Annotated in this window: 15 protein-coding genes; 11 read left to right on the top strand and 4 right to left on the bottom strand. The window is 70.6% G+C overall.

Annotated elements, in window-relative coordinates:
* The first annotated feature begins 46 nt into the window (after positions 1-46).
* The 4 genes from QJR12_RS12410 (at position 47) to QJR12_RS12395 (ending at position 3,823) form a co-directional block, all read left to right on the top strand.
* Positions 47-1,054 (top strand): VWA domain-containing protein, encoded by a 1,008-nt coding sequence (locus QJR12_RS12410; RefSeq protein WP_300582599.1) that lies wholly within the window; start codon positions 47-49, stop codon positions 1,052-1,054.
* A 177-nt stretch (positions 1,055-1,231) separates the two neighbouring features.
* The gene (gene fabG1, locus QJR12_RS12405; RefSeq protein WP_300582706.1) at positions 1,232-1,936 is read left to right on the top strand and encodes a 3-oxoacyl-ACP reductase FabG1; all 705 of its coding nucleotides are present in this window, start codon (positions 1,232-1,234) and stop codon (positions 1,934-1,936) included.
* Between the two features lie 43 nt (positions 1,937-1,979).
* Positions 1,980-2,789 (top strand): NADH-dependent enoyl-ACP reductase InhA, encoded by an 810-nt coding sequence (gene inhA, locus QJR12_RS12400; protein WP_300582596.1) that lies wholly within the window; start codon positions 1,980-1,982, stop codon positions 2,787-2,789.
* Between the two features lie 5 nt (positions 2,790-2,794).
* Positions 2,795-3,823 carry a ferrochelatase gene (locus QJR12_RS12395; protein WP_300582704.1) on the top strand — a complete coding sequence of 343 codons (1,029 nt, stop codon included), beginning with the start codon at positions 2,795-2,797 and terminating at the stop codon, positions 3,821-3,823.
* Positions 3,824-3,831: 8 nt separating this feature from the next.
* Here QJR12_RS12395 and QJR12_RS12390 read toward each other — a convergent pair whose 3' ends face one another.
* The gene (locus QJR12_RS12390) at positions 3,832-4,722 is read right to left on the bottom strand and encodes a hypothetical protein (RefSeq protein WP_300582593.1); all 891 of its coding nucleotides are present in this window, start codon (positions 4,720-4,722) and stop codon (positions 3,832-3,834) included.
* A 58-nt stretch (positions 4,723-4,780) separates the two neighbouring features.
* On the opposite strand from QJR12_RS12390, the gene QJR12_RS12385 reads away from it, so the two are divergent.
* Genes QJR12_RS12385 through QJR12_RS12375 form a run of 3 tightly spaced genes read left to right on the top strand, consistent with a single transcriptional unit; the run spans position 4,781 to position 6,764 of the window.
* Entirely contained in the window at positions 4,781-5,215 is a 435-nt protein-coding gene (locus QJR12_RS12385) for an NfeD family protein (RefSeq protein ID WP_300582591.1), read from the top strand.
* Positions 5,216-5,265: 50 nt separating this feature from the next.
* Positions 5,266-6,408 carry an SPFH domain-containing protein gene (locus QJR12_RS12380; protein ID WP_300582589.1) on the top strand — a complete coding sequence of 381 codons (1,143 nt, stop codon included), beginning with the start codon at positions 5,266-5,268 and terminating at the stop codon, positions 6,406-6,408.
* The gene (locus tag QJR12_RS12375) at positions 6,405-6,764 is read left to right on the top strand and encodes a DoxX family protein (protein ID WP_300582587.1); all 360 of its coding nucleotides are present in this window, start codon (positions 6,405-6,407) and stop codon (positions 6,762-6,764) included. Before QJR12_RS12380 ends, QJR12_RS12375 begins: the two co-directional genes overlap by 4 nt.
* Here QJR12_RS12375 and QJR12_RS12370 read toward each other — a convergent pair.
* Both QJR12_RS12370 and QJR12_RS12365 read right to left on the bottom strand, forming a co-directional pair.
* Positions 6,761-7,000: a type II toxin-antitoxin system VapC family toxin gene (locus QJR12_RS12370; RefSeq protein ID WP_300582584.1), complete on the bottom strand. Its 240-nt coding sequence runs from the start codon at positions 6,998-7,000 to the stop codon at positions 6,761-6,763. The genes QJR12_RS12375 and QJR12_RS12370 overlap by 4 nt on opposite strands.
* A gap of 24 nt (positions 7,001-7,024) precedes the next feature.
* Positions 7,025-7,768: a TVP38/TMEM64 family protein gene (locus QJR12_RS12365; protein WP_300582582.1), complete on the bottom strand. Its 744-nt coding sequence runs from the start codon at positions 7,766-7,768 to the stop codon at positions 7,025-7,027.
* Between the two features lie 181 nt (positions 7,769-7,949).
* Here QJR12_RS12365 and mutA point away from each other — a divergent pair, with 181 nt between their 5' ends.
* Genes mutA through QJR12_RS12345 form a run of 4 tightly spaced genes read left to right on the top strand, consistent with a single transcriptional unit; the run spans position 7,950 to position 14,400 of the window.
* Positions 7,950-9,794, top strand: a complete 1,845-nt coding sequence (mutA, locus tag QJR12_RS12360) for a methylmalonyl-CoA mutase small subunit (protein WP_300582579.1) — start codon at positions 7,950-7,952, stop codon at positions 9,792-9,794.
* Positions 9,795-9,796: 2 nt separating this feature from the next.
* The gene (gene scpA / locus QJR12_RS12355) at positions 9,797-12,076 is read left to right on the top strand and encodes a methylmalonyl-CoA mutase (protein ID WP_300582576.1); all 2,280 of its coding nucleotides are present in this window, start codon (positions 9,797-9,799) and stop codon (positions 12,074-12,076) included.
* Positions 12,077-12,078: 2 nt separating this feature from the next.
* Positions 12,079-13,089: a methylmalonyl Co-A mutase-associated GTPase MeaB gene (gene meaB / locus QJR12_RS12350; protein WP_300582573.1), complete on the top strand. Its 1,011-nt coding sequence runs from the start codon at positions 12,079-12,081 to the stop codon at positions 13,087-13,089.
* Positions 13,090-13,131: 42 nt separating this feature from the next.
* Positions 13,132-14,400, top strand: coding sequence for a serine hydrolase domain-containing protein (locus QJR12_RS12345; RefSeq protein WP_300582571.1), 1,269 nt, complete (start codon positions 13,132-13,134; stop codon positions 14,398-14,400).
* Here the strand turns inward: QJR12_RS12345 and pks2 are convergent.
* Entirely contained in the window at positions 14,397-20,738 is a 6,342-nt protein-coding gene (pks2, locus tag QJR12_RS12340; protein WP_300582568.1) for a sulfolipid-1 biosynthesis phthioceranic/hydroxyphthioceranic acid synthase, read from the bottom strand. The two genes, QJR12_RS12345 and pks2, sit on opposite strands and share 4 nt — an antisense overlap.
* Between the last annotated feature and the right edge of the window lie 88 nt (positions 20,739-20,826).

Raw genomic sequence — 20,826 nt, 5'->3', positions numbered from 1 at the left:
GACCGTCGGCGACCCCGGCGGGCATGACCACCGCGACGGGACCGGCATGACGCTGCCGCTGCTCGGGCCGATGACCCTGTCCGGTTTCGAGCACCCGTGGTTTTTCCTGTTTCTGCTGGTCGTGCTCGCGCTGGTGGCGCTGTACATCATCATGCAGGTGGCGCGGCACCGGCGCATGCTGCGGTTCGCCAACATGGAGCTGCTGGAACGCGTTGCGCCCAATCTGCCCGGCCGGTGGCGTCACCTGCCGGCGGTGCTGCTGGTGTGCTCGTTGCTGCTGTTGACGATCGCGATGGCGGGGCCGACCCACGACATCCGCATTCCCCGCAACCGCGCGGTGGTCATGCTGGTGATCGACGTGTCCCAGTCGATGCGGGCCACCGATGTGGAACCCAACCGGATGGTCGCCGCGGAGATCGCGGCCAAAGACTTCGCCGGGGAGCTGACCCCCGGCATCAACCTCGGGCTGGTCGCCTATGCCGGCACCGCGACGGTTCTGGTGCAACCGACGACCAACCGGGAGGCGGTCAAAGCCGCCCTCGACAAGCTGCAGTTCGCCGACCGCACCGCCACCGGCGAGGCCATCTTCACCGCGCTGCAGGCCATCGCCACGGTGGGCGCGGTGATCGGCGGCGGCGACACCCCGCCGCCGGCGCGCATCGTGTTGTTCTCCGACGGCAAGGAAACCGTGCCGACCAACCCCGACAACCCCAAGGGGGCCTTCACCGCCGCCCGCACCGCCAAGGACCAGGGCGTGCCGATCTCAACCATCTCGTTTGGCACCCCCTACGGCTTCGTGGAGATCAACGGCCAGCGCCAGCCGGTGCCGGTGGACGACACCACCATGAAAAAGGTCGCCGAGCTCTCCGGTGGACAGGCCTACAACGCCTCCAACCTGCAGGAGCTCAAGCAGGTCTATGCGAACCTGCAGCAGCAGATCGGCTACGAGACCATCAAGGGCGACGCCAGTGTCGGCTGGCTGCGGCTGGGTTCGCTGGTGCTGGCGCTGGCCGGGCTGGCGGCGCTGCTGATCAACCGGCGGCTGCCCGGGTAACGGCACACCGGCGCGCGGTGGCGCCGTCGCCCGGCACGCGATTTCGGCCCGGCCCCGCCCAGGCGATAAGTTGGCGGGGTGACCGACACCGCCACCGAACAAGCCACCGACACCGCCACCGAACAAGTCACCGAACAAGCCACCGCGGGTGTCCCGAGCGCGAGCCGGCCCGCGTTCGTGTCCCGCTCGGTACTGGTCACCGGCGGCAACCGGGGCATCGGGCTGGCGGTGGCGCGCCGGCTGGCCGCCGACGGGCACCGGGTGGCGGTGACCCACCGGGCCTCCGGCCCCCCCGACGGGCTCTTCGGTGTGGAGTGCGACGTCACCAGCTACCAGGCCGTCGACGCCGCGTTCGGCGCCGTCGAGGAGCATCAGGGCCCGGTGGAGGTGCTGGTGGCCAACGCCGGCATCACCTCCGACATGCTGATCATGCGGATGACCGAGGAGCAGTTCCAAAAGGTCATCGACGCAAACCTGACCGGGGTGTTTCGGGTCGTCAAGCGGGCGTCGCGCAACATGGTCAAAAAACGCTTCGGCCGGCTGATCTTCATGGGATCGGTGGTCGGGCTCACCGGCCTGCCCGGGCAGGCCAACTACGCGGCGTCCAAGGCCGGATTGATCGGGATGGCCCGCTCGCTGACCCGCGAGCTGGGATCGCGGTCGATCACCGCCAACGTGGTGGCCCCCGGCTTCATCGACACCGAAATGACCCGGGCCATGGACCCCAAATACCAGGAAATGGCCCGGCAGGCGATCCCGTTGGGCCGCATCGGCACGCCCGAGGAGGTCGCCGGTGTCGTCAGTTTCCTGGCTTCTGAAGACGCCGGCTACATCTCCGGCGCGGTGATCCCCGTCGACGGCGGCGCCGGGATGGGCCATTAGGCCCCCGGAGCACCCAAGGGCTTTCGCACAACCGAGGACGGATATGGCAGGACTGCTGGAAGGCAAGCGAATTCTGGTCACCGGGATCATCACCGACGCGTCGATCGCGTTTCACATCGCCCGGGTGGCCCAGGAGCAGGGCGCGCAGCTGGTGTGCACCGGCTACGACCGGTTGCGGCTGATCGACCGCATTCTCGGCCGGCTCCCGCAAAAGCCGCCGCTGCTGGAACTCGACGTGCAAAACGAAGAGCATCTGGCCACGCTGGCCGAACGGGTGATCGCCGTCATCGGCGAGGGCAACCAGCTCGACGGGGTGGTGCACTCGATCGGCTACATGCCGGCCAGCGGGATGGGGCTCTCGCCGTTTCTGGACGCGCCGTTCGAGGACGTTGCGAAAGGCATTCACATCTCGGCCTATTCGTACGCGTCGCTGGCCAAGGCGCTGCTGCCGATCATGAGTCCGGGCAGCGCCATCGTGGGCATGGATTTCGACCCGAGCCGGGCGATGCCGGCTTACAACTGGATGACGGTCGCCAAGAGCGCGCTGGAGTCGGTGAACCGGTTCGTCGCCCGCGAAGCCGGGCGCTACAAGGTGCGATCGAACCTTGTTGCGGCCGGGCCGATCCGGACGCTGGCGATGGCCGCGATCGTCGGGGGAGCCCTCGGCGCCGAGGCCAGCGAGCAGATGCACCTGCTCGAACAGGGCTGGGACCAGCGGGCGCCCATCGGCTGGGACATGAAGGACGCGACCCCGGTCGCCAAGACGGTCTGTGCGGTGCTCTCGGACTGGTTGCCGGCCACCACCGGGGACATCATCTACGCCGACGGCGGTGCGCACACTCAACTGCTGTGAGCGCCATGTGTTTCGACGCGGTCCTGCTGCTGTCGTTCGGCGGTCCGGAGGGTCCGCGCCAGGTCCGGCCTTTCCTGGAGAACGTCACCCGCGGGCGCGGGGTGCCGCCGGAGCGCCTCGATGAAGTCGCCCGGCACTACCTGCATTTCGGCGGGGTGTCACCCCTCAACGCGATCAACCGCGCGCTGGTCGCCGAGATCCGGGCCGAGCTGGCCGGGCGCGGCTCGGACATGCCGGTGTACTTCGGTAACCGCAACTGGGCACCCTATGTTGAAGACGTCGTCGCAACCATGCGCGACAACGAGGTTCGCCGGGCAGCGGTGTTCACGACGTCGGCGTACAGCGGGTATTCCAGCTGCACCCGGTACGTCGAGGACATCGCGCGGGCCCGCCGGGTGGCCGGCCTGGGGGCACCCGAGCTGGTGAAGCTGCGCCCCTACTTCGACCATCCGCTGTTCGTCGAGATGTTCGCCGACGCCGTCGCCGCGGCGGCCGGGACCCTGCCCGAGGAGCTGCGCGGCGACGCGCGGCTGGTGTTCACCGCGCATTCGGTTCCGGTGGCCGCCGACCAGTGCTTCGGCCCCCGGCTTTACAGTCGCCAAGTTGCTTATGCCACAAGTCTTGTCGCTGAAGCAGCCGGATACGTCGACTACGACTTGGTGTGGCAGTCGCGGTCGGGGCCGGCGGAGATCCCGTGGCTGGGGCCGGATGTCGCCGAGCACCTGCGGGCACTGGCCGGCACCAAGGCCGTCATCGTCTGCCCGATCGGTTTCGTCGCCGACCACATCGAGGTGGTGTGGGATCTCGACCACGAGCTGCGTTCGCTCGCCGAAGCGGCCGGCATGGCGTTCGCCCGGGCCGGCACGCCGAACGCCGACCCGCGGCTGGCCCGGCTGGCCGTCGACCTGATCGACGAACTGCGCTACGGCCGCCCGCCGGCCCGGGTGGCGGGCCGCGATCCGGTGCCCGGGTGCGCGGCCAGCGTCAACGGCGCGTCGTGCCGGCCGCCGCACTGTGTGGCGCAGCAGGGCTGATCGGCCCGTCAGCCCTGCCAGGCGGACCGCAGAATCGCGCCGACTGCGGCCATCCGTGCCGCGCGGACCACGGCGATCAACGGCCGCAGCGCCTCGCCGGCGAGCTGCGCCTCCGAGGACGACAGCGTGCGGATCGGCAGGCAGCCGGCGGTGCCGGCAACCCCGGGCGCGCGGGTCAGCCCGGCGCTGATCGCGATGATCGCCTCGACGTGCGCCGCGTTCTCCAGCACGCGCAACGCCCGCGACGGCGCGTGGTCGGGAACCCGGTGCCGGCGCGAGGATTCCAGCAGTTGCGTGATCAGGACCCGCGGATCGGCGCGCTCCTCGGAGTCTCTGAAGCCGAGGGCGCCCAGCGCGTCCGCGGCCGAGCGCACCGCCGAGCGCAGGGCGTATTCGGCCTCGCCCAACCCCTGCTGGTCGGGCGCCGGGGCGCCGGGCAGCGAATACACCGTCCAGGACAGCGCGCGCAATTCGGGAATGCCGGTGCGCTGGTCCGCGTCGGCGTCGTCGAACTCCGGAACCAGCCCGACGGCCACCGTGGGATCGACGGGGTCGCTCACGATCACCGCCTCACCGGCGCTCAGCGCGTCGCGCTCGAACTGGGTGCCCGCGGGCAGTCCGCGCACATCGCCGGGCACCGGCAGCACCACGCCGATCGAGGGCGCCGCCGTCGCCGACCGCCCGGCGGCCGTCCGCAGCGTCTGCAGCAGCGACACCGCGCCCGCGTCGTCGACATCGGGCCACGGCAGCCCGGTGTGCCCCGCCGCGACCGCATCGTAAGCGATGACCGAGTGTGTTGGCGCCCAACGTGATAAAGCGTCGAGCACATCGTCGGGCGCGGCCTTGCCGGCGAGCCAGGCGTTGGCCCACACCGACAGCGAGACACTGGGGCACCACATGATCCCGCAGTCTAGTTGTTCACCCTGATCCGGGCTGATCACGCGATATCCTGGCCGCATGCCCGCGGACGTGATCTGGCTGATCTTCGCGGTGGGGCTGGCCGGCGCCGAGGCGCTGACCGGGGACATGTCTTTGCTGATGCTCGGCGGCGGAGCGCTGGCCGCGGCCGCCGGCAGTTGGCTGCTGGGCACCCCGGTCTGGGCCGACGGGGTGGTGTTTTTGGTGGTGTCGCTGCTGCTGCTGGTGCTGGTGCGCCCGGCGCTGCGGCGCCGGCTGACCCCGGCGAGCGGGGTGCGGACCGGCGTGCAGGCACTGGAGGGAAAAAGCGCGCTGGTCGTCGGCCGGGTCGACCGGGACGAAGGCCAGGTGAAGCTCGACGGGCAGGTATGGACGGCGCGGCCGTTCAACGACGGCGACGTCTATGAGCCCGGTGAGCTGGTGACCGTGATGCACATCGACGGCGCCACCGCGGTGGTCTGGAAGAACGCCTAGCGCCGGGGACGGCGCCAAGAACCGGCGTACGGCGGCAAGGAGGAACCACGGTGCACACTACGGTAACCGGTCTGGTGTTGCTGGCTTTCCTGGTGATTTTCGCCGTCATCGTGGTGGCCAAATCGATCGCGCTGATCCCGCAGGCCGAGGCCGCGGTGATCGAACGGCTGGGCCGCTACAGCCGTACGGTCAGCGGCCAGCTGACGCTGCTGGTGCCGTTCATCGACCGGATCCGGGCCCGGGTCGACCTGCGCGAGCGGGTGGTGTCGTTCCCGCCGCAGCCGGTGATCACCGAGGACAACCTGACCCTCAACATCGACACGGTGGTCTATTTTCAGGTCACCAACCCGCAGGCGGCGGTCTATGAGATCAGCAACTACATCGTCGGGGTCGAACAGCTGACCACCACGACGCTGCGCAACGTCGTCGGCGGCATGACCCTGGAGCAGACCCTGACCTCGCGCGAGGTGATCAACAGCCAGCTTCGCGGTGTGCTCGACGAGGCGACCGGGCGGTGGGGCCTGCGGGTGGCGCGGGTGGAGCTGAAGGCCATCGACCCGCCGCCATCGATTCAGGCGTCGATGGAAAAGCAGATGAAGGCCGACCGGGAGAAGCGGGCGATGATCCTGACCGCCGAAGGCGCCCGAGAGTCGGCGATCAAGCAGGCCGAGGGGCAAAAGCAGGCGGAGATCCTGGCGGCCGAAGGCGCCAAGCAGGCGGCGATCCTGGCGGCCGAGGCCGAGCGGCAATCCCGGATCCTGCGCGCCCAGGGCGAGCGGGCCGCGACCTATCTGCAGGCCCAGGGCCAGGCCAAGGCGATCGAGAAGGTGTTCGCCGCGGTCAAGGCCGGCCGGCCCACCCCCGAGCTGCTGGCCTACCAGTACCTGCAGGTGTTGCCGCAGTTGGCCCGGGGCGAGTCCAACAAGGTGTGGGTGGTACCCAGCGATTACGGGTCCGCGCTGCAGGGGTTCACCAGGCTGCTGGGCACCCCCGGCGAGGACGGGGTGTTTCGCTACCAGCCGCCGCCGGTCGATGAGGAGCGGCCGCCCAAGCCCGAGGACGACAGCGAGGAGGTTGCCGACTGGTTCAGCACCCAGACCGATCCGGCGATCGTGCAGGCGGTGGCCGACGCCGAGGCGCAGGCCCGCGCACCGGCCGACGGCGTGATCGAGGCGCCGGGGGTGGACTCATGAGCGCGCTGACGTCTTCGAAAACCTATGTGGCGCTGGCCGCCTTTCAGGCCGGTGACGCCGCGGCATGCGCGATCCCGGTGCCGTATATCACCAAAACCCTTGACAATCTTGGGGTTCCGCCGGAAATCCGATGGATTCTCCCGGTGGTCAAGGCGGCGGCCGCGCTTGGCTTGTTGTCGGTGTTCCGCTTTCCCGGGCTGGCGAGGCTGACGACAGCGATGCTGACGCTGTATTTCGTGCTGGCGGTCGGCGCGCACGTCCGGGCCCGGGATCGGGTGGTCAACGCCATCCCGGCGGCGGTGTTGCTGGTGACGTTCGCGGCGATGACGGCGAAGGGACCTGCACGCGCGGCTTAGCCGGCGCCCGGAACGGCGACCGCACACCTGATGCCCGGCGTCTGGCTTATCCGCCGATCCAGCGTCAGCAACGGCGCCGCCAGGATCTCCGCCAGGGCAACATATGCGGCGTCGTAGACGGACATGGTGGCACGTAGCTCCCACACGCGGGTCGCCAGCACCTCGTAAGGCCACAGGTCCACCGGCAGCTCGAGCAGATCGGCGTGCGCTTGAGTGGCCGGGTCCGCGCTCGCCATCGCAGTTCTCAACCCGCTGTGGGCCTACCCGGGCCGTGGGCCGGTGTCGGACCGGTGCGGCGCACGCCGGCGGTGGTGGCGGATCTCGTAGCCGAGCACGGCCACCCCCACGGCCGCCGTGCACAGCGACACCAGGAACAGCAGCGGGCTGACGTGGCCGGTGAGCGCGTCGCCGAGGATCACCACGGCGGCGGTGCCGGGGATCAGGCCGGCCAGGGTCGCCAGGGTGTAGGGCAGCACCCGCACCGCCGAGGCGCCGGCGGCATAGTTGAGCACCGAGAACGGCACCGCGGGGATCAGCCGCAACGACAGGATCGCCGGCCAGCCGCGCTCCCGCAGCCGCGAATCCAGCCGGTCGACGGCCTGGTGGCGCACCAGTCGGCTCAACTGCCAGCCGGCCGCGCGCACCAGCACCAGCGCGATCACCGCGCTGACCGCGCTGGCGGTCACGGCGAGCACCACGCCCAGCAGCGGACCGAACAGCAGGCCCGCCCCCAGCGTGAACGCGGTGCGGGGAAACGGCAGCACGGTGATGGCGATGTGCGCGGCCAAAAACGCCACCGGAAACCACGGGCCCGCCGACCTCGCCCAGTCACGCAGCTGCACCGCGGTGGGCAGCGGTACGACCAGCGCCACCGCCACCGCGAGCGCCATCGCCACGGCGGTGGTGACGATGCGCCGCCGGGACAGCTGACGCGCCACCGCGAGGACGGCGGTGGCGACACCGCGCACGGTGTCGCCCGGCGTGCAGGTGGCGCGGGCCGTCACGGTCTCAGGCTACGGGGCGCGGGTGAACATCGCGGATCCCGTCGCCGGTGTTTCGCCGCTGCCGGCGCCGTCGTCGCACCTCACCTCACCGCAACGGCAGCCGAAGCCATCGATTAGCCTCGGTGACACCGAAACAAACGGGACAACAGGCAGTGATCTGCTGCGACGACAGGAGCCGCCGGTGTCGGTAGAGGTGTCCGCCGAGCGCGCGGAGCTGGTGCGGGCCCGCGCCCGATGGCGCACGGCGGTGGCCGGGGTGCTGGCCAAAGGCACGGCGCACCACCCCAGGGATTTCGGGGACCAGCCCGAACGGCTGTTAGACACCGCGACCTATGAGGGCTTCGCGATTCACGCGCTCTACACCGGCCTGGACGAGCTGCCCGAGCCGCCGCTGCCCGGCGAGTGGCCGTTTGTGCGCGGCGCCGACGCGCGTCGCGACGTCAACCGCGGCTGGAAGGTCGCCGAGGCGTTTCCGGGCGAGGGTGGTGAGGACAACGCCGCGGTGCTGGCCGCGCTGGCCAGCGGCGTGAGTGCCCTGGTGTTGCGGGTGGGCCCCGAGGGGATCCCGGCGGGCCGGTTGGACCGGGTGCTCGAAGGGGTCTATTTGGAGCTGGTACCGCTGATCCTGCAGGCCGGCGCCGACTACCCGGCGGCGGCCGACGCCGTACTGGCCCTGGTGTCCGGCCTGGATCCGGATAAGACCACGACACTGTCGGTCGACTTGGGCGCCGACCCGCTGACCGGCGCGCTGAGCGGCCGCGACGCCCCGTCGGTCGGCGAGGTGGCCGCCGTCGCCAGGACAGCGGCCGGGCGGCGCGGCGTGCGGGCGGTCACCATCGACGGCCCCGCCTTTCACAACCTGGGCTCCAACGCCGCCTGGGAACTCGCCGGCAGCATCGCCGCCGCGGTGGCCTACCTGCGGGTGCTCTGCGAGTCCGGGCTGGCCGTCTCCGATGCTTTGCGCCAGATCAGCTTCCGTCTCGCCGCCGACGACGACCAGTTCATGACGATCGCGAAATTCCGTGCTGCACGCCAACTCTGGGCGCGCGTGGCCGAGGTTGTCGGCGCCCCCGAGGACGGCGCGGCCGTCGTGCACGCCGAGACGTCGTTGCCGATGATGACCCGGCGCGACCCGTGGGTGAACATGCTGCGGATCACGCTGGCGGCCTTCGGGGCCGGCGTCGGCGGCGCCGACACGGTACGGGTGTTGCCGTTCGACGTGGCCATCCCGGGCGGCCACCCGGAGATGGGGCCGAGCTTCGCCCGGCGGATCGCCCGCAACACCCAGCTGCTGCTGCTGGAAGAGTCCCACATCGGGCGGGTGCTGGATCCGGCCGGCGGGTCGTGGTATGTCGAGGACCTCACCGGGCAGCTGGCCCGGCAGGCCTGGCAGCATTTCCAGGCCATCGAGGCGCGCGGCGGATTCGCCGCGGCCCGCGGCTATGTGGCCGGGCAAATCGCGCAAGTGGCGGCGCGCCGCAGCGACGATATCGCGCATCGGCGCACCGCGATCACCGGCGTCAACGAATACCCGAACCTGGCCGAACCCCCGCTGCCACCGGGTGATTCGACGGTCGGAAGCTATGCGGCGCAGTTCGAGGCCTTACGGGACCGTTCCGACGCCTTTTTGCGGCGCACCGGGTCGCGCCCGCGGGTGCTGCTGTTGCCGTTGGGCCCGCTGGCCGAACACAACAGCCGGGCCACGTTCGCGGTGAACCTGTTGGCTTCCGGCGGCATCGAGGCGATCAACCCGGGTCCGGTCGAGGCATCCGGTGTCGCGCAGGCGGTGTCGGCGGCCGGATCGCCCGCCGTCGCGGTGATTTGTGGAACCGATAAACGCTACCGCGAGGAGGTCGCCGACGTGGTCCGGGCGGCCCGTCGCGCCGGCGTGGCGCGGATCTACCTCACCGGGCCGCAGAAGGCGCTGCACGGCACCCCCGACGGTGACCGCCCCGACGACTACCTGACAGCGAAAATCAATGCCGTAGAAACACTCTCGAACCTGCTCACCCGATTGGGAGCCTAGCCATGACCATCCATGATGTCGTCGGCCAGCCGAACTCGTCGGCCCGGCCCGTGGTGGGCAGTTTCGCCGACGTTCCGCTCGCCGGCGAGCGCACCGGCCGGCCCGCCGCCGAGGCCGGGGTGACAACGCTGGTGGCCGGCCTGGCGGCGGCACACGGCTACGCACCGGAGCAGCTGACCTGGCACACCCCGGAAGGCATCGCCGTCAAACCGGTCTACATCGCCGCCGATCGGGATACCGCGGTCGCCGAGGGCTATCCGCTGCACACCTTCCCCGGTGAGCCCCCCTACATCCGCGGGCCGTATCCGACGATGTATGTCAACCAGCCCTGGACCATTCGTCAATACGCCGGGTTTTCCACCGCGGCGGACTCGAACGCGTTCTACCGCCGCAACCTCGCCGCCGGCCAGAAGGGGCTGTCGGTGGCCTTCGACCTGGCGACCCACCGCGGCTATGACTCCGATCACCCCAGGGTGCAAGGTGATGTCGGAATGGCCGGGGTGGCAATCGATTCCATTCTCGACATGCGCCAGCTGTTCGACGGTATCGACCTGTCGAAAGTCTCGGTGTCGATGACCATGAACGGGGCGGTGCTGCCGGTGCTGGCGCTTTACGTGGTCGCCGCCGAGGAGCAGGGGGTGCCGCCGGAGAAACTGTCCGGCACCATTCAGAACGACATTCTCAAAGAGTTCATGGTCCGCAACACCTACATCTACCCGCCCAAGCCGTCGATGCGGATCATCTCCGACATCTTCGCCTACACCAGCGCCAAGATGCCGAAGTTCAACTCCATCTCGATTTCCGGCTACCACATGCAAGAAGCCGGCGCCACCGCGGATTTGGAACTGGCATATACCCTGGCCGACGGTGTGGAATACATCAAGGCCGGGTTGGACGCGGGCTTGCACATCGACCAGTTCGGCCCGCGGCTGTCGTTCTTCTGGGGTATCGGGATGAACTTTTTCATGGAGGTCGCCAAACTGCGTGCCGGGCGGCTGCTGTGGAGTGAACTGGTCGCCCAGTTCAAGCCGGAGAACCCCAAATCGCTGTCACTGCGCACCCACTCGCAGACCTCGGGCTGGTCGCTGACGGCCCAGGACCCGTTCAACAATGTGGCACGCACCTGCATCGAGGCGATGGCCGCCACCCAGGGCCACACCCAGTCGCTGCACACCAACGCGCTGGACGAGGCGCTGGCGCTGCCCACCGACTTCTCCGCGCGGATCGCCCGCAACACCCAATTGCTGCTGCAGCACGAGTCCGGCACCACCAGGCCGATCGACCCGTGGGGCGGGTCATATTACGTGGAGTGGCTGACCCACCGGCTGGCGCAACGCGCCCGGGTGCACCTGGCCGAGGTGGCCGAGTACGGCGGCATGGCCCAGGCCATCGGCGCGGGCATCCCCAAGCTGCGCATCGAGGAAGCCGCCGCGCGCACCCAGGCCCGCATCGACTCCGGGCAGCAACCCGTGATCGGGGTGAACAAATATCGGGTGGCCGAAGAGCAGCGGATCGAGGTGCTCAAGGTCGACAACAGCCGGGTGCGCGCGGAACAGCTGGCCAAACTGCAAGAGCTGCGTGCGACCCGGGACCAGGACCGGGTGCAGGCGGCGCTGGCGGAGCTGACTCGCGCTGCCGCGGCGCAGGGCAAGGCCGGGCCCGACGGGCTGGGAAACAACCTGCTGGCGCGCGCGATCGACGCGGCCCGGGCCAAGGCCACCGTCGGGGAGATCTCCGACGCGCTGGAAAAGGTGTACGGCCGTCATCAGGCGGAGATCCGCACCCTGACCGGTGTCTACCGGGACGAGGCCGGAAAGGTGAGCAATATTTCCCAAGCCAGCGAGCTGGTGGCGAAGTTCGCCGAGGCCGACGGGCGCCGTCCCCGGATTCTGGTGGCCAAGATGGGCCAGGACGGTCATGACCGCGGCCAGAAGGTGATCGCAACGGCCTTCGCCGACATCGGGTTCGATGTCGATGTGGGCCCGTTGTTTTCCACACCCGAAGAAGTGGCCCGCCAGGCCGCCGACAACGATGTGCACGTGATTGGGGTGTCCTCGTTGGCCGCCGGCCACCTCACCCTGGTGCCCGCGCTGCGTGACGCGCTGGTGCAGGTGGGCCGGCCAGACATCATGATCGTGGTCGGCGGTGTCATCCCGCCCGGCGACTACCAGGAGCTCTACGATGCCGGCGCCGCCGCCATCTTCCCGCCCGGAACGGTGATCGCCGACGCTGCAATCGGCTTGCTGCACAAGCTTGCCGACCGGTTGGGCTACACCCTGTAGATATGACGGCCGGTAACGGCGACGCCGTCGAGCAGTTGGCGGACGGCGTTCGCCACGGTGACCGGGCGGCGCTGGCGCGGGCGATCACGTTGGTGGAGTCCACCCGCGCCGACCACCGGGAGCGGGCACAGCAGCTGCTGCTGATGCTGACGCCGCACTCCGGCGCTGCGCATCGGGTGGCCATTACCGGGGTTCCCGGCGTGGGCAAGTCGACGGCGATCGAGGCGCTGGGCGGGTATGTGATCGAGCACGGCCATCGGGTGGCGGTGCTGGCCGTCGACCCGTCGTCGACCCGCACCGGCGGATCGATACTGGGCGATAAAACCCGGATGGCGCGGTTGGCGGTGCACCCGGACGCCTACATCCGGCCGTCGCCGACGTCCGGCACCCTCGGCGGGGTGACCAAGGCCACCCGGGAGACCATCGTGTTGCTCGAAGCCGCCGGGTTTGACGTGATCCTGATCGAAACCGTCGGGGTGGGCCAGTCCGAGGTGGCGGTGGCCACCATGGTCGACACGTTCGTGTTACTGACCCTGGCGCGCACCGGTGATCAGTTGCAGGCCATCAAAAAAGGTGTCCTCGAGCTGGCCGACATCGTCGTGGTGAACAAGGCCGATGGTGAGCATCTGGTCGAGGCGCGGTTAGCCGCGCGTGAGCTGACCACCGCGCTTCGGCTGGTTCATCAGGGTGAAACACTGTGGCGGCCACCGGTTCTGATTATGAGTGCGGTGGAGGGAACCGGGCTGGCGCAGCTGTGGGAGGCGATCGAGCGGCACCGCCGGGTGCTCACCGACGCCGGGGAGTTCGAGGCCCGCCGGCGCGCGCAGCAGGTCGACTGGACCTGGCAGCTGGTGCGCGACGCGGTGCTCGAGGAGGTGCTGGCCAACCCCGCGGTGCGTAACTCCCGCGCCGAGGTGGAGCGCCGCGTGCGCAACGGAGAGCTGACCCCGGTCCTGGCGGCTCAGCAAATACTGAGAATTGCTCAGGCTAAAGAAAGCCTAACAGAAAGATAACTTAAGTTTTCTTTGCCAGTCGCGAGGGTAAATTCGGCAGATGTGAAGCGGGAAACCCGTGACGATCGCCGGGCCGTGCTTCCCCGCGGTGTTCACGGCGCGGCGGACCCGCGCTTCGCCTGCGCGGTGCACAGCTTTGCCAGCCTGTTCCCGGGGCGCCGCTTCGGCGGCGGGGCGCTGGCGGTGTACCTCGACGGGGAACCCGTCGTCGACGTGTGGACCGGCTGGTCGGACCGGGCCGGTCAGGCGCCGTGGTCTGCGGACACCGGCGCCATGGTGTTCTCGGCGACCAAGGGGATGGCCGCCACCGTCATCCACCGGCTGGTGGATCGGGGACTGATCGACTACGACACCCCGGTTGCTCACTACTGGCCGGAGTTCGGCGCGAACGGTAAATCGGCGATCACCGTTCGCCAGGTGATGAGCCACCGCGCCGGTTTGTCACGGTTGAACGGCGCCACCCGTGAGGACTTGCTGGACCATAAGCTCATGGAACAGCGGCTGGCCGCCGCCCCCGCGGGACGCCTGCTCGGCAAACCCGCCTACCACGCGCTGACCTACGGCTGGCTGATCTCCGGGCTGGCGCGCGCGGTCACCGGCAAGGGCATGCGCGAGCTGATCCGCGAGGAGCTCGCCGCGCCGCTGGCCACCGATGGCCTGCACCTGGGCCGGCCGCCGGTGCAGGCGCCCACCCAGCCCGCGCAGATCATCATGCCGCAGAGCGGCATCGCCAATCCGGTGTTCAACTGCCTGGCACCCAGGATCGCCGCGCTGCAGGCATCGGCCGGATTTGGCGCCGTCTACTTTCCGGGAATGAAAGCTGTTGTGCAGGGGGATATTCCGCTGCTCGACGGCGAGATACCGGCGGTGAACGGGGTGGCGACGGCACGCGCGCTGGCCCGGATGTACGGCGCGATCGCCAACGGCGGCCGGATCGACGGCTACCGGTTCTTGTCGCCCGGCCTGGTGGCGCGCCTGACCGATCGGGCGGGCCCACGGCTGGACCGAAACCTGTTCGTGCCGGTGGGTTTTCACCTCGGCTATCACACGATGCCGATTCCCGGGCTGATGCCGGGGTTCGGCCACGCCGGGCTGGGTGGCTCACTGGGCTGGGCCGACCCGTCGAGCGGGCTGGCGTTCGCGTTCGTGCATAACCGGCTGCTCTCGCCGTTGGTGCTGCTGGATCACACCGGGTTCGTCGCCCTGCACGCGATGATCCGCCGGGGCGCCGCCCTGGCCCGCCAGCACGGGTTTCACCGGGTGCCCGACTTCGGGACGCCGTTGCGCGAGCCGGGAGCCGCGGCGGGCTAACCGCGTCGGGCGTCTGCCAGCCGCTCGCACAGCAGCCCCGCTAAACCACGGATGGTGATGGTGCTGAAGTCGGTGGCGGCGAGCCGGACTCCGGTTTCGGTTTCGACGCGGGTGCGCAGTTCGAGGGCGGCCAGCGAGTCCAGCCCGTATCCGGCAAGCGGCCGGTCGGGATCGATGCTGCGCCGCAGGATCCGGCTGACCTGCTCGGAGATCAGATGCCGCAGCCGGGTGGGCCACTCGTCGATGGGCAGCTCCGCCAGCTCGGCACGCAGTTTGGTGGTTCCCGCAGGGGACTGCCCGCCGGAGCGGAACGCTTCGGCGAAGGGGCTGTGTTGGGCCAGGGTGGTCAACCACGGCGCGCCGGTGAAGGGCGCATATCCGCTGTAGGCACGGTCGTGGCGCAGCAACGCCTCGAATGCGTAGGCCCCCTCCTCGGGGGTGATGGCGAGGTCGGCGGCCCCGGCCGGGGCGGTGGCGCGCCCGATCCGGGCCCAGGGGCCCCAGGCGATCGCGGTGGCCGGCAGGCCCTGAGCCCGTCGCCACCAGGTGAAGGCATCCAGCCAGCTGTTGGCCGCGGCGTAAGCCCCCTGCCCGGGCGCGCCCACCAGGGCGGCCGCCGACGAGAACGAGCAGAACCAGTCCAACGGCTGGCCGGCGGTGGCGGTGTGCAGGTTCCACGCGCCGCGCACCTTGGGCGCCCAGTCCCGGTCGAGCAGGTCCTCGCTGATCTCGGCCACGGCGGCGTCCTCGGTCACCGCCGCCAGATGCAGCACACCGCGAACCGCGCGCCCGGTGGCGGTCGCCACCGCCACCAGCCGCGCGGCGGTGTCGGCCCGGGTGACATCCCCGCACTCCACTACCACCTCGGCGCCCGTCTCGCGCATCCGCTCGATGGCCCGCAACCCCTCCGGGGTTGGCCGGGAGCGTGAGCACAGCACGATACGCCCGCAGCCGCCGGTGGCCATTTTCCCGGCCAGAAACAGCCCCAGGCCGCCCAGGCCCCCGGTGATGATGTAGGCGCCGTCGCCGCGGAAGGCCCGGACCTGTGCGGGGGGCACCACCACCCGATTGCACCCGGTATGCGGGATGTCGAGCACCAGTTTGCCGACGTGGCGGGCGTCGCTGATCAGCCGGATGGCGGCGGCGGCGTCGGCCAGCGGGTAGCGGGTGCTGTGCGGCACCGGCAGCGAGCCGTCCGCGACCAGCCGATACACCGTGCTCACCACATCGCGCAGCCGGTCGGGATCGCTGGCGGACAGCAGCCCCAGGTCGACGCCGTAGAACGCCAGGTTGCGCCGGAACGGGAGGAGCCCCAACCGGGTGTCGCCGTAGATATCGCGTTTGCCGATCTCGATGAAGCGGCCGCCCGGCGCCAGCAATTCCAGCCCGGCCCGCTGGGCGGCGCCGGTGACCGAGTTGAGCACGATGTCCACCCCGTAGCCCGCGGTGTCACGACGGATCGCCTCGGCGAACTCCAGGCTGCGCGAGTCGTAAACATGCGCAATGCCCATCTCGCGCAGCAATTGCCGACGCTGCTCGCTGCCAGCGGTGGCGAAGATGTCCGCCCCCGCGGCGCGGGCGATCGCGATCGCCGCCTGCCCCACGCCCCCGGTCGCGGAATGGATCAACACCCGATCACCGGCCTTGATCCGGGCCAGCTCGTGCAGGCCGTAGTAGGCGGTGGCGTGCGGGGTGGTCACCGCCGCCGCGAGCGCGTCGGAAAGCCCGGCCGGCAGCGCCACGGCCAGGCGGGCGTCGCAGGTCAGAAAGGTGCCCCAGCAGCCGCCGGCGGCGAACCCGCCGACGTGATCACCCACCTTGAGGCCGGCCACGTCGGGCCCGACGGCGGTCACCACTCCGGCGAAATCGGTGCCCAGCTCCGGCAGGCGCCCCTCGAGGGCGGGGTAACGTCCGAACGCGTGCAGCACATCGGCGAAGTTGACGCCGGACGCGGCGACGGCGACCTCGATCTGTCCCGGTCCCGGCGGAACCCGGTGGGCCGCAACCAGTTCCAGCGTGTCCAGATCACCGGGAACGCGGATCTGCAGGCGCATCCCGTCACGCTCCCGGTCGATGACGGTGGTTTGGCGTTCCTCGGGGCGCAGCGGGGCGGGGCACAGCCGCGCGGTGTACCAGGCGCCGTTGCGCCAGGCGGTCTCGTCTTCGTCGGAACCGCTGAGCAGCTGGCGCGCCAGCTGCTCAGCGTCGGTGCCGGCGTCGGTATCGATCTGGGTGGCGCGCACCAGGGGATGCTCGGTGCCGATCACCCGCAGCAGACCCCGTAACCCCGCCTGCTCCAGGTTGGCCACGTCGCCTGCCACGACGGTCTGGGCGTTGCGGGTCACGACGTACAGCCGCGGCAGCGCGCCGGGCATGTCGGCCAGCTCGCGGGTGATGCGCACCAGGTGGCACACGTACTCGCGGCCCAGCCGGGGGACGTCGTTTGCGGACTCCGCGCCGGCCGGACCGGTGAGCACCACCACACCGCTGAATTTGCCGGAGCGCAGCTGGTTTCGCAGCTGCTGAGCGCTCGAGGAGTGCTCGGCCTGCAGCGGCCAGAACATGCTGATGCAATGCGCGCCATGGCTTTTCAGGGCGTCGTTCAACGCCGCGGCCAGCGCGTCGACGGTGGTGGTGATCAGCAGCCAGGCCCCGGCGTGGCCGTGGTCGGCCTCCGGCGACGGGCGTTGCCGCCATTGGATGGCCAGCAACCGCTCGCCCAACAGCCGATCGTTGCGGGCCCGCTCGGATGCTCGGGTGCCCAACCGCAGCCCCCGCACGGAGACCAGGACCGCGCCGCGCTCGTCGAGCACGTCGACGTCGGCCTCGATGCGGGCAGCGGCAACCGTGGTGAGCCGAGCGTGGCAGTAGCGGGCGCCGCGGGCTGCGCCGTAAACGCGCAACCGCCCGACCCCCGCCGGCAACGCCGCCGCGTCCTCACCGAGGGCGCCGACGTCCGGATGGGCCGCCACGGACTGAAAGCAGGCGTCCAGCAGCGCCGGGTGCACCGCGTAGGCATCGTGTTGCGCACGGATCGGGCGGGGCAGCGCCACCTCGGCCACCACGGTGGCCGGTGTCGTCTCGCCGGTGTGCACCGCGATCAGCCCGCTGAATGCCCGGCCGTAGCGGACCCCGCGCAGCTGCAGGCGGGTGCGCACCTCGGCGCCGTCCTCCCGGCGGGGGTGCGCGGCGAGCAGCGCGGCGATGTCGTGTGCCGGTGGCGGCGTCTCATCTTGCACCACGCGCAAAACCGCGCCGGCAAGCCGCTCCCGCTCGCCGCCCCGGTCGGTTTCCACGGTGAAGTCGGCAACGCCGGGTGCGGTGACCGTCGCCGAGGTGGTGACCGTGGTCTGCTCCTCCAGCGGCAGCGCTTGCTCGAACCGGATGTCACGGACCTCGGCGGCCGGCCCCAGAACCGTGCGAGCCGCCGCCAGCGCCATTTCGCAGTACGCCGCCCCCGGCAGCACCGCCGCATCGCGGACTCGATGCTCGGCGAGCCAGGGTTGGGCGCCGGTGCCGATCTCGGCCTGCCACACGTGGCGTTCGGGATCCTCGGGAAGGCGCACATGAGCACCCAGCAGTGGATGGGCCGGCACGCTGCAACCGCCGGGCGCGGACGGTTCCCGATCGTCACGGCTCAACCACAGGCGGCGATGGGTCCACGTCGGCAGCGGCGGGTCCACCAGCCGGCCGTTGGGGTAAAGCACCGAAAAGTCCACCGCGGCACCGGAATTGTGCAGGTCGGCCACCAAGGCGCGCAGCCCGTGGGAGGGCTCGTGGTCCCGGTGCATGCCGGCCAGCACGGCCAGCGGCATCTCGAGGCTGGCGGCGGTCTGCTCGAGAGCATGGGTCAGCAGCGGGTGCGGCGCCAGTTCCGCGAAAACCCGGTAGCCGTCCTCCAACGCGGCTTGCACCGCGGTGGCGAAGCGCACCATGCGCCGCGTGTTGTCCGCCCAGTAGCGGGCATCGCACACCGGCTGCTCGCGCGGGTCGAACAGGGTGGTGGAGTAGAAGGGCACCTGCGGTGTCATCGGGTGCAGGTCGGAGAGGGCGTCCCGCAGCTCGTCGAGGATCGGGTCCAGCTGCGGGGAGTGAAAGGCGACGTCGGTGGGAACCACCCGGGCGGGCACGTCGCGCCGCTCCCAGACCGCCACCAGCTCCCGCACCGCCGGGGCGTCCCCGGCGATCACCGTGGACCGTGGCGAGGCCACGACCGCCACCACCACGTCGGTGATGCCACGGGCCATGAGTTCCGAAAGCACTTGCTGGGCAGGCAATTCCACCAACGCTGTGGCGCCGGCTCCGCAGACTCGGGACATCAGCCGCGAGCGGCGGCAGACCACGCGCACCCCGTCTTCCAGCGACAGCGCACCCGCGGCGACGGCCGCCGCGGCCTCGCCGAGGGAATGCCCGATCACCGCCCCCGGGCGCACCCCGTAGGCCTTCAGGGTGGCGGCCAGGGCGATTTGCATGGTGAACACCGCCGGCTGGATGCGGTCTTGACCGGTCACCACCTCGGCGGCCGTCACCGCCTCTCTCACCGAGAACCCGGCCTCGCGGGCGATCAGCGTTTCGGCTTGCGCGACGGTGGCAGCAAACACCGGCTCACGCGCCAGCAGGCCCGCGCCCATCGCCGCCCACTGGGAACCCTGCCCGGAAAACACCCACACCGGACCCCGGTCGTCCTGCCCGACCGCGGCCCGATACTCGATGTCACCCCCGGCGATGTCGCGCAGCGCGCCGGTGAGTTCCGCCCTGTCGCCCGCGAGGACGGTGGTGCGCACCGGCCGGTGTGCCCGCCGGCGCGCCAGGGTGTAGGCCAGGTCCGGCAACGCCACCTCCCCGTGGGCCGCCACCCAGTCGGCGAGCCGGCCGGCGCTGCGGCGCAGCTCCCCGGCCGAGGTGGATGACAGCGGGAACAGCAGGGGCGCCGCCGTCGGGTCGGGTTTTCCGTCGGGGTGCGCATCGGTTTCCGGGATTTCGGGGGCCTGCTCCACAATCGCGTGCACATTGGTTCCGGAGAGCCCATAGGCGGACACCGCCGCCCGCCGGGGCGCGTCACTGTTGCGCGGCCATGGTGTATTTTCTTGCGGCACAAAGAGGTTCGTCTTGATTCGGGTAAGCTCGTCGGGCAGCCGGGTGAAGTGCAGATTTCGTGGAATGACACCGTGGCGCACCGCGAGCACCGTCTTCAGCAGCCCCAGGGCGCCGGCGGCCGACTGGGTGTGCCCGAAGTTGGTCTTCACGGCGGCGAGCGCGCAGGGAGCGTCGATGCCGTACACCTCGGCGAGGCTGGTGTATTCGACGGGGTCGCCGCTGGGGATGCCGGCACCGTGTGCCTCCACCATGGCCACACTGCCCGCATCCACACCCGCAGCCGTCAGCGCCGCCCGATAGGCTGCGACCTGCGCGCCCCGTGACGGCGTGGCGATGTTGGCCGTGTGGCCGTCCTGATTGGCGGCGGTCGCGCGGATCACCGCCACAATCCGGTCACCGTCGCGCTGCGCATCCGATAGCCGCTTGAGCACCACCATCACGCAACCCTCGCCCGGCACAAACCCGTCCGCGGCGGCGTCGAAGGCGTGGCAGCGCCCGGTGGGCGACAGCAGGCCCTCGGCCGACCCCGCGGCCCACTTGCGCGGGTCCAGGGCCAGGGTGACGCCGCCGGCCAGGGCCAGGCCGCTTTCCCGCTCGTGCAGGCTGCGGCAGGCCAGGTGCACCGCCGTCAGGCTCGACGAACATGCGGTGTCCACCGTCAGCGCGGGGCCCCGCAGCCCCAGGGCGTAGGCGATCCGCCCGGACGCCAGGCTGAAGCTGGTGCCGGTAAACCCGTAGGGTTCGGCGAGGGCGTGCGCGTCGGCGGCCAGCAGCTGGTAGTCGCCGTGGGTCAACCCCACGAACACCCCGGTCGGCGAGCCGGCCAGCGTCCGCGGGGAAAGACCCGCGTGCTCGACGGCCTCCCAGGAGGTTTCCAGCAACAACCGGTGCTGGGGGTCGCCGGCGGCGGCCTCGCGCTCGTTGAGTCCGAAGAATTCGGCATCGAAGCCGGCGACGTCGTCGAGGAAGGCACCCCACCTCGGCACCGACCGCCCGGGCACCCGCGGCTCGGGGTCGTAGTAGTCCTCGACGTCCCAGCGGTCCGGCGGCACCTCGGTGACCAGGTCATCGCCGCGCAGCAGGGCCTCCCACAACCGATCGGGGGAATCGATGCCTCCGGGCAGCCGGCAGGCCATGCCGATGACGGCAACCGCAGTCGCCGGGGTGGCGCCCGCGGCGGGCGGAAATTCCGCCGACGCGCAGCGGTGCGCGCGATCATCGGTCGTCGCGAACGAACCCATTGCGCCTCCTCACGGCAACGGCTAGGAGCCTGGTCGGCTGTGTGACCCGGAATGCGGCACCCGCCGACCACCCGGGTGCCCAGGTTCC

Source organism: Mycobacterium sp. (assembly GCF_029961025.1).
Taxonomy (GTDB): Bacteria; Actinomycetota; Actinomycetes; order Mycobacteriales; family Mycobacteriaceae; genus Mycobacterium.
Note: the sequence above shows the minus strand (reverse complement) of the source record. Positions and strands in the feature narration are given on the sequence as shown.

Coding starts and splice junctions, on each gene's coding strand:
- QJR12_RS12410 (WP_300582599.1), top strand. CDS start 47: ATGACGCTGCCGCTGCTCGGGCCGATGACCCTGTCCGGTTTCGAGCAC.
- inhA (WP_300582596.1), top strand. CDS start 1,980: ATGGCAGGACTGCTGGAAGGCAAGCGAATTCTGGTCACCGGGATCATC.
- QJR12_RS12395 (WP_300582704.1), top strand. CDS start 2,795: ATGTGTTTCGACGCGGTCCTGCTGCTGTCGTTCGGCGGTCCGGAGGGT.
- QJR12_RS12390 (WP_300582593.1), bottom strand. CDS start 4,722: ATGTGGTGCCCCAGTGTCTCGCTGTCGGTGTGGGCCAACGCCTGGCTC.
- QJR12_RS12385 (WP_300582591.1), top strand. CDS start 4,781: ATGCCCGCGGACGTGATCTGGCTGATCTTCGCGGTGGGGCTGGCCGGC.
- QJR12_RS12375 (WP_300582587.1), top strand. CDS start 6,405: ATGAGCGCGCTGACGTCTTCGAAAACCTATGTGGCGCTGGCCGCCTTT.
- QJR12_RS12370 (WP_300582584.1), bottom strand. CDS start 7,000: ATGGCGAGCGCGGACCCGGCCACTCAAGCGCACGCCGATCTGCTCGAG.
- scpA (WP_300582576.1), top strand. CDS start 9,797: ATGACCATCCATGATGTCGTCGGCCAGCCGAACTCGTCGGCCCGGCCC.
- meaB (WP_300582573.1), top strand. CDS start 12,079: ATGACGGCCGGTAACGGCGACGCCGTCGAGCAGTTGGCGGACGGCGTT.
- pks2 (WP_300582568.1), bottom strand. CDS start 20,738: ATGGGTTCGTTCGCGACGACCGATGATCGCGCGCACCGCTGCGCGTCG.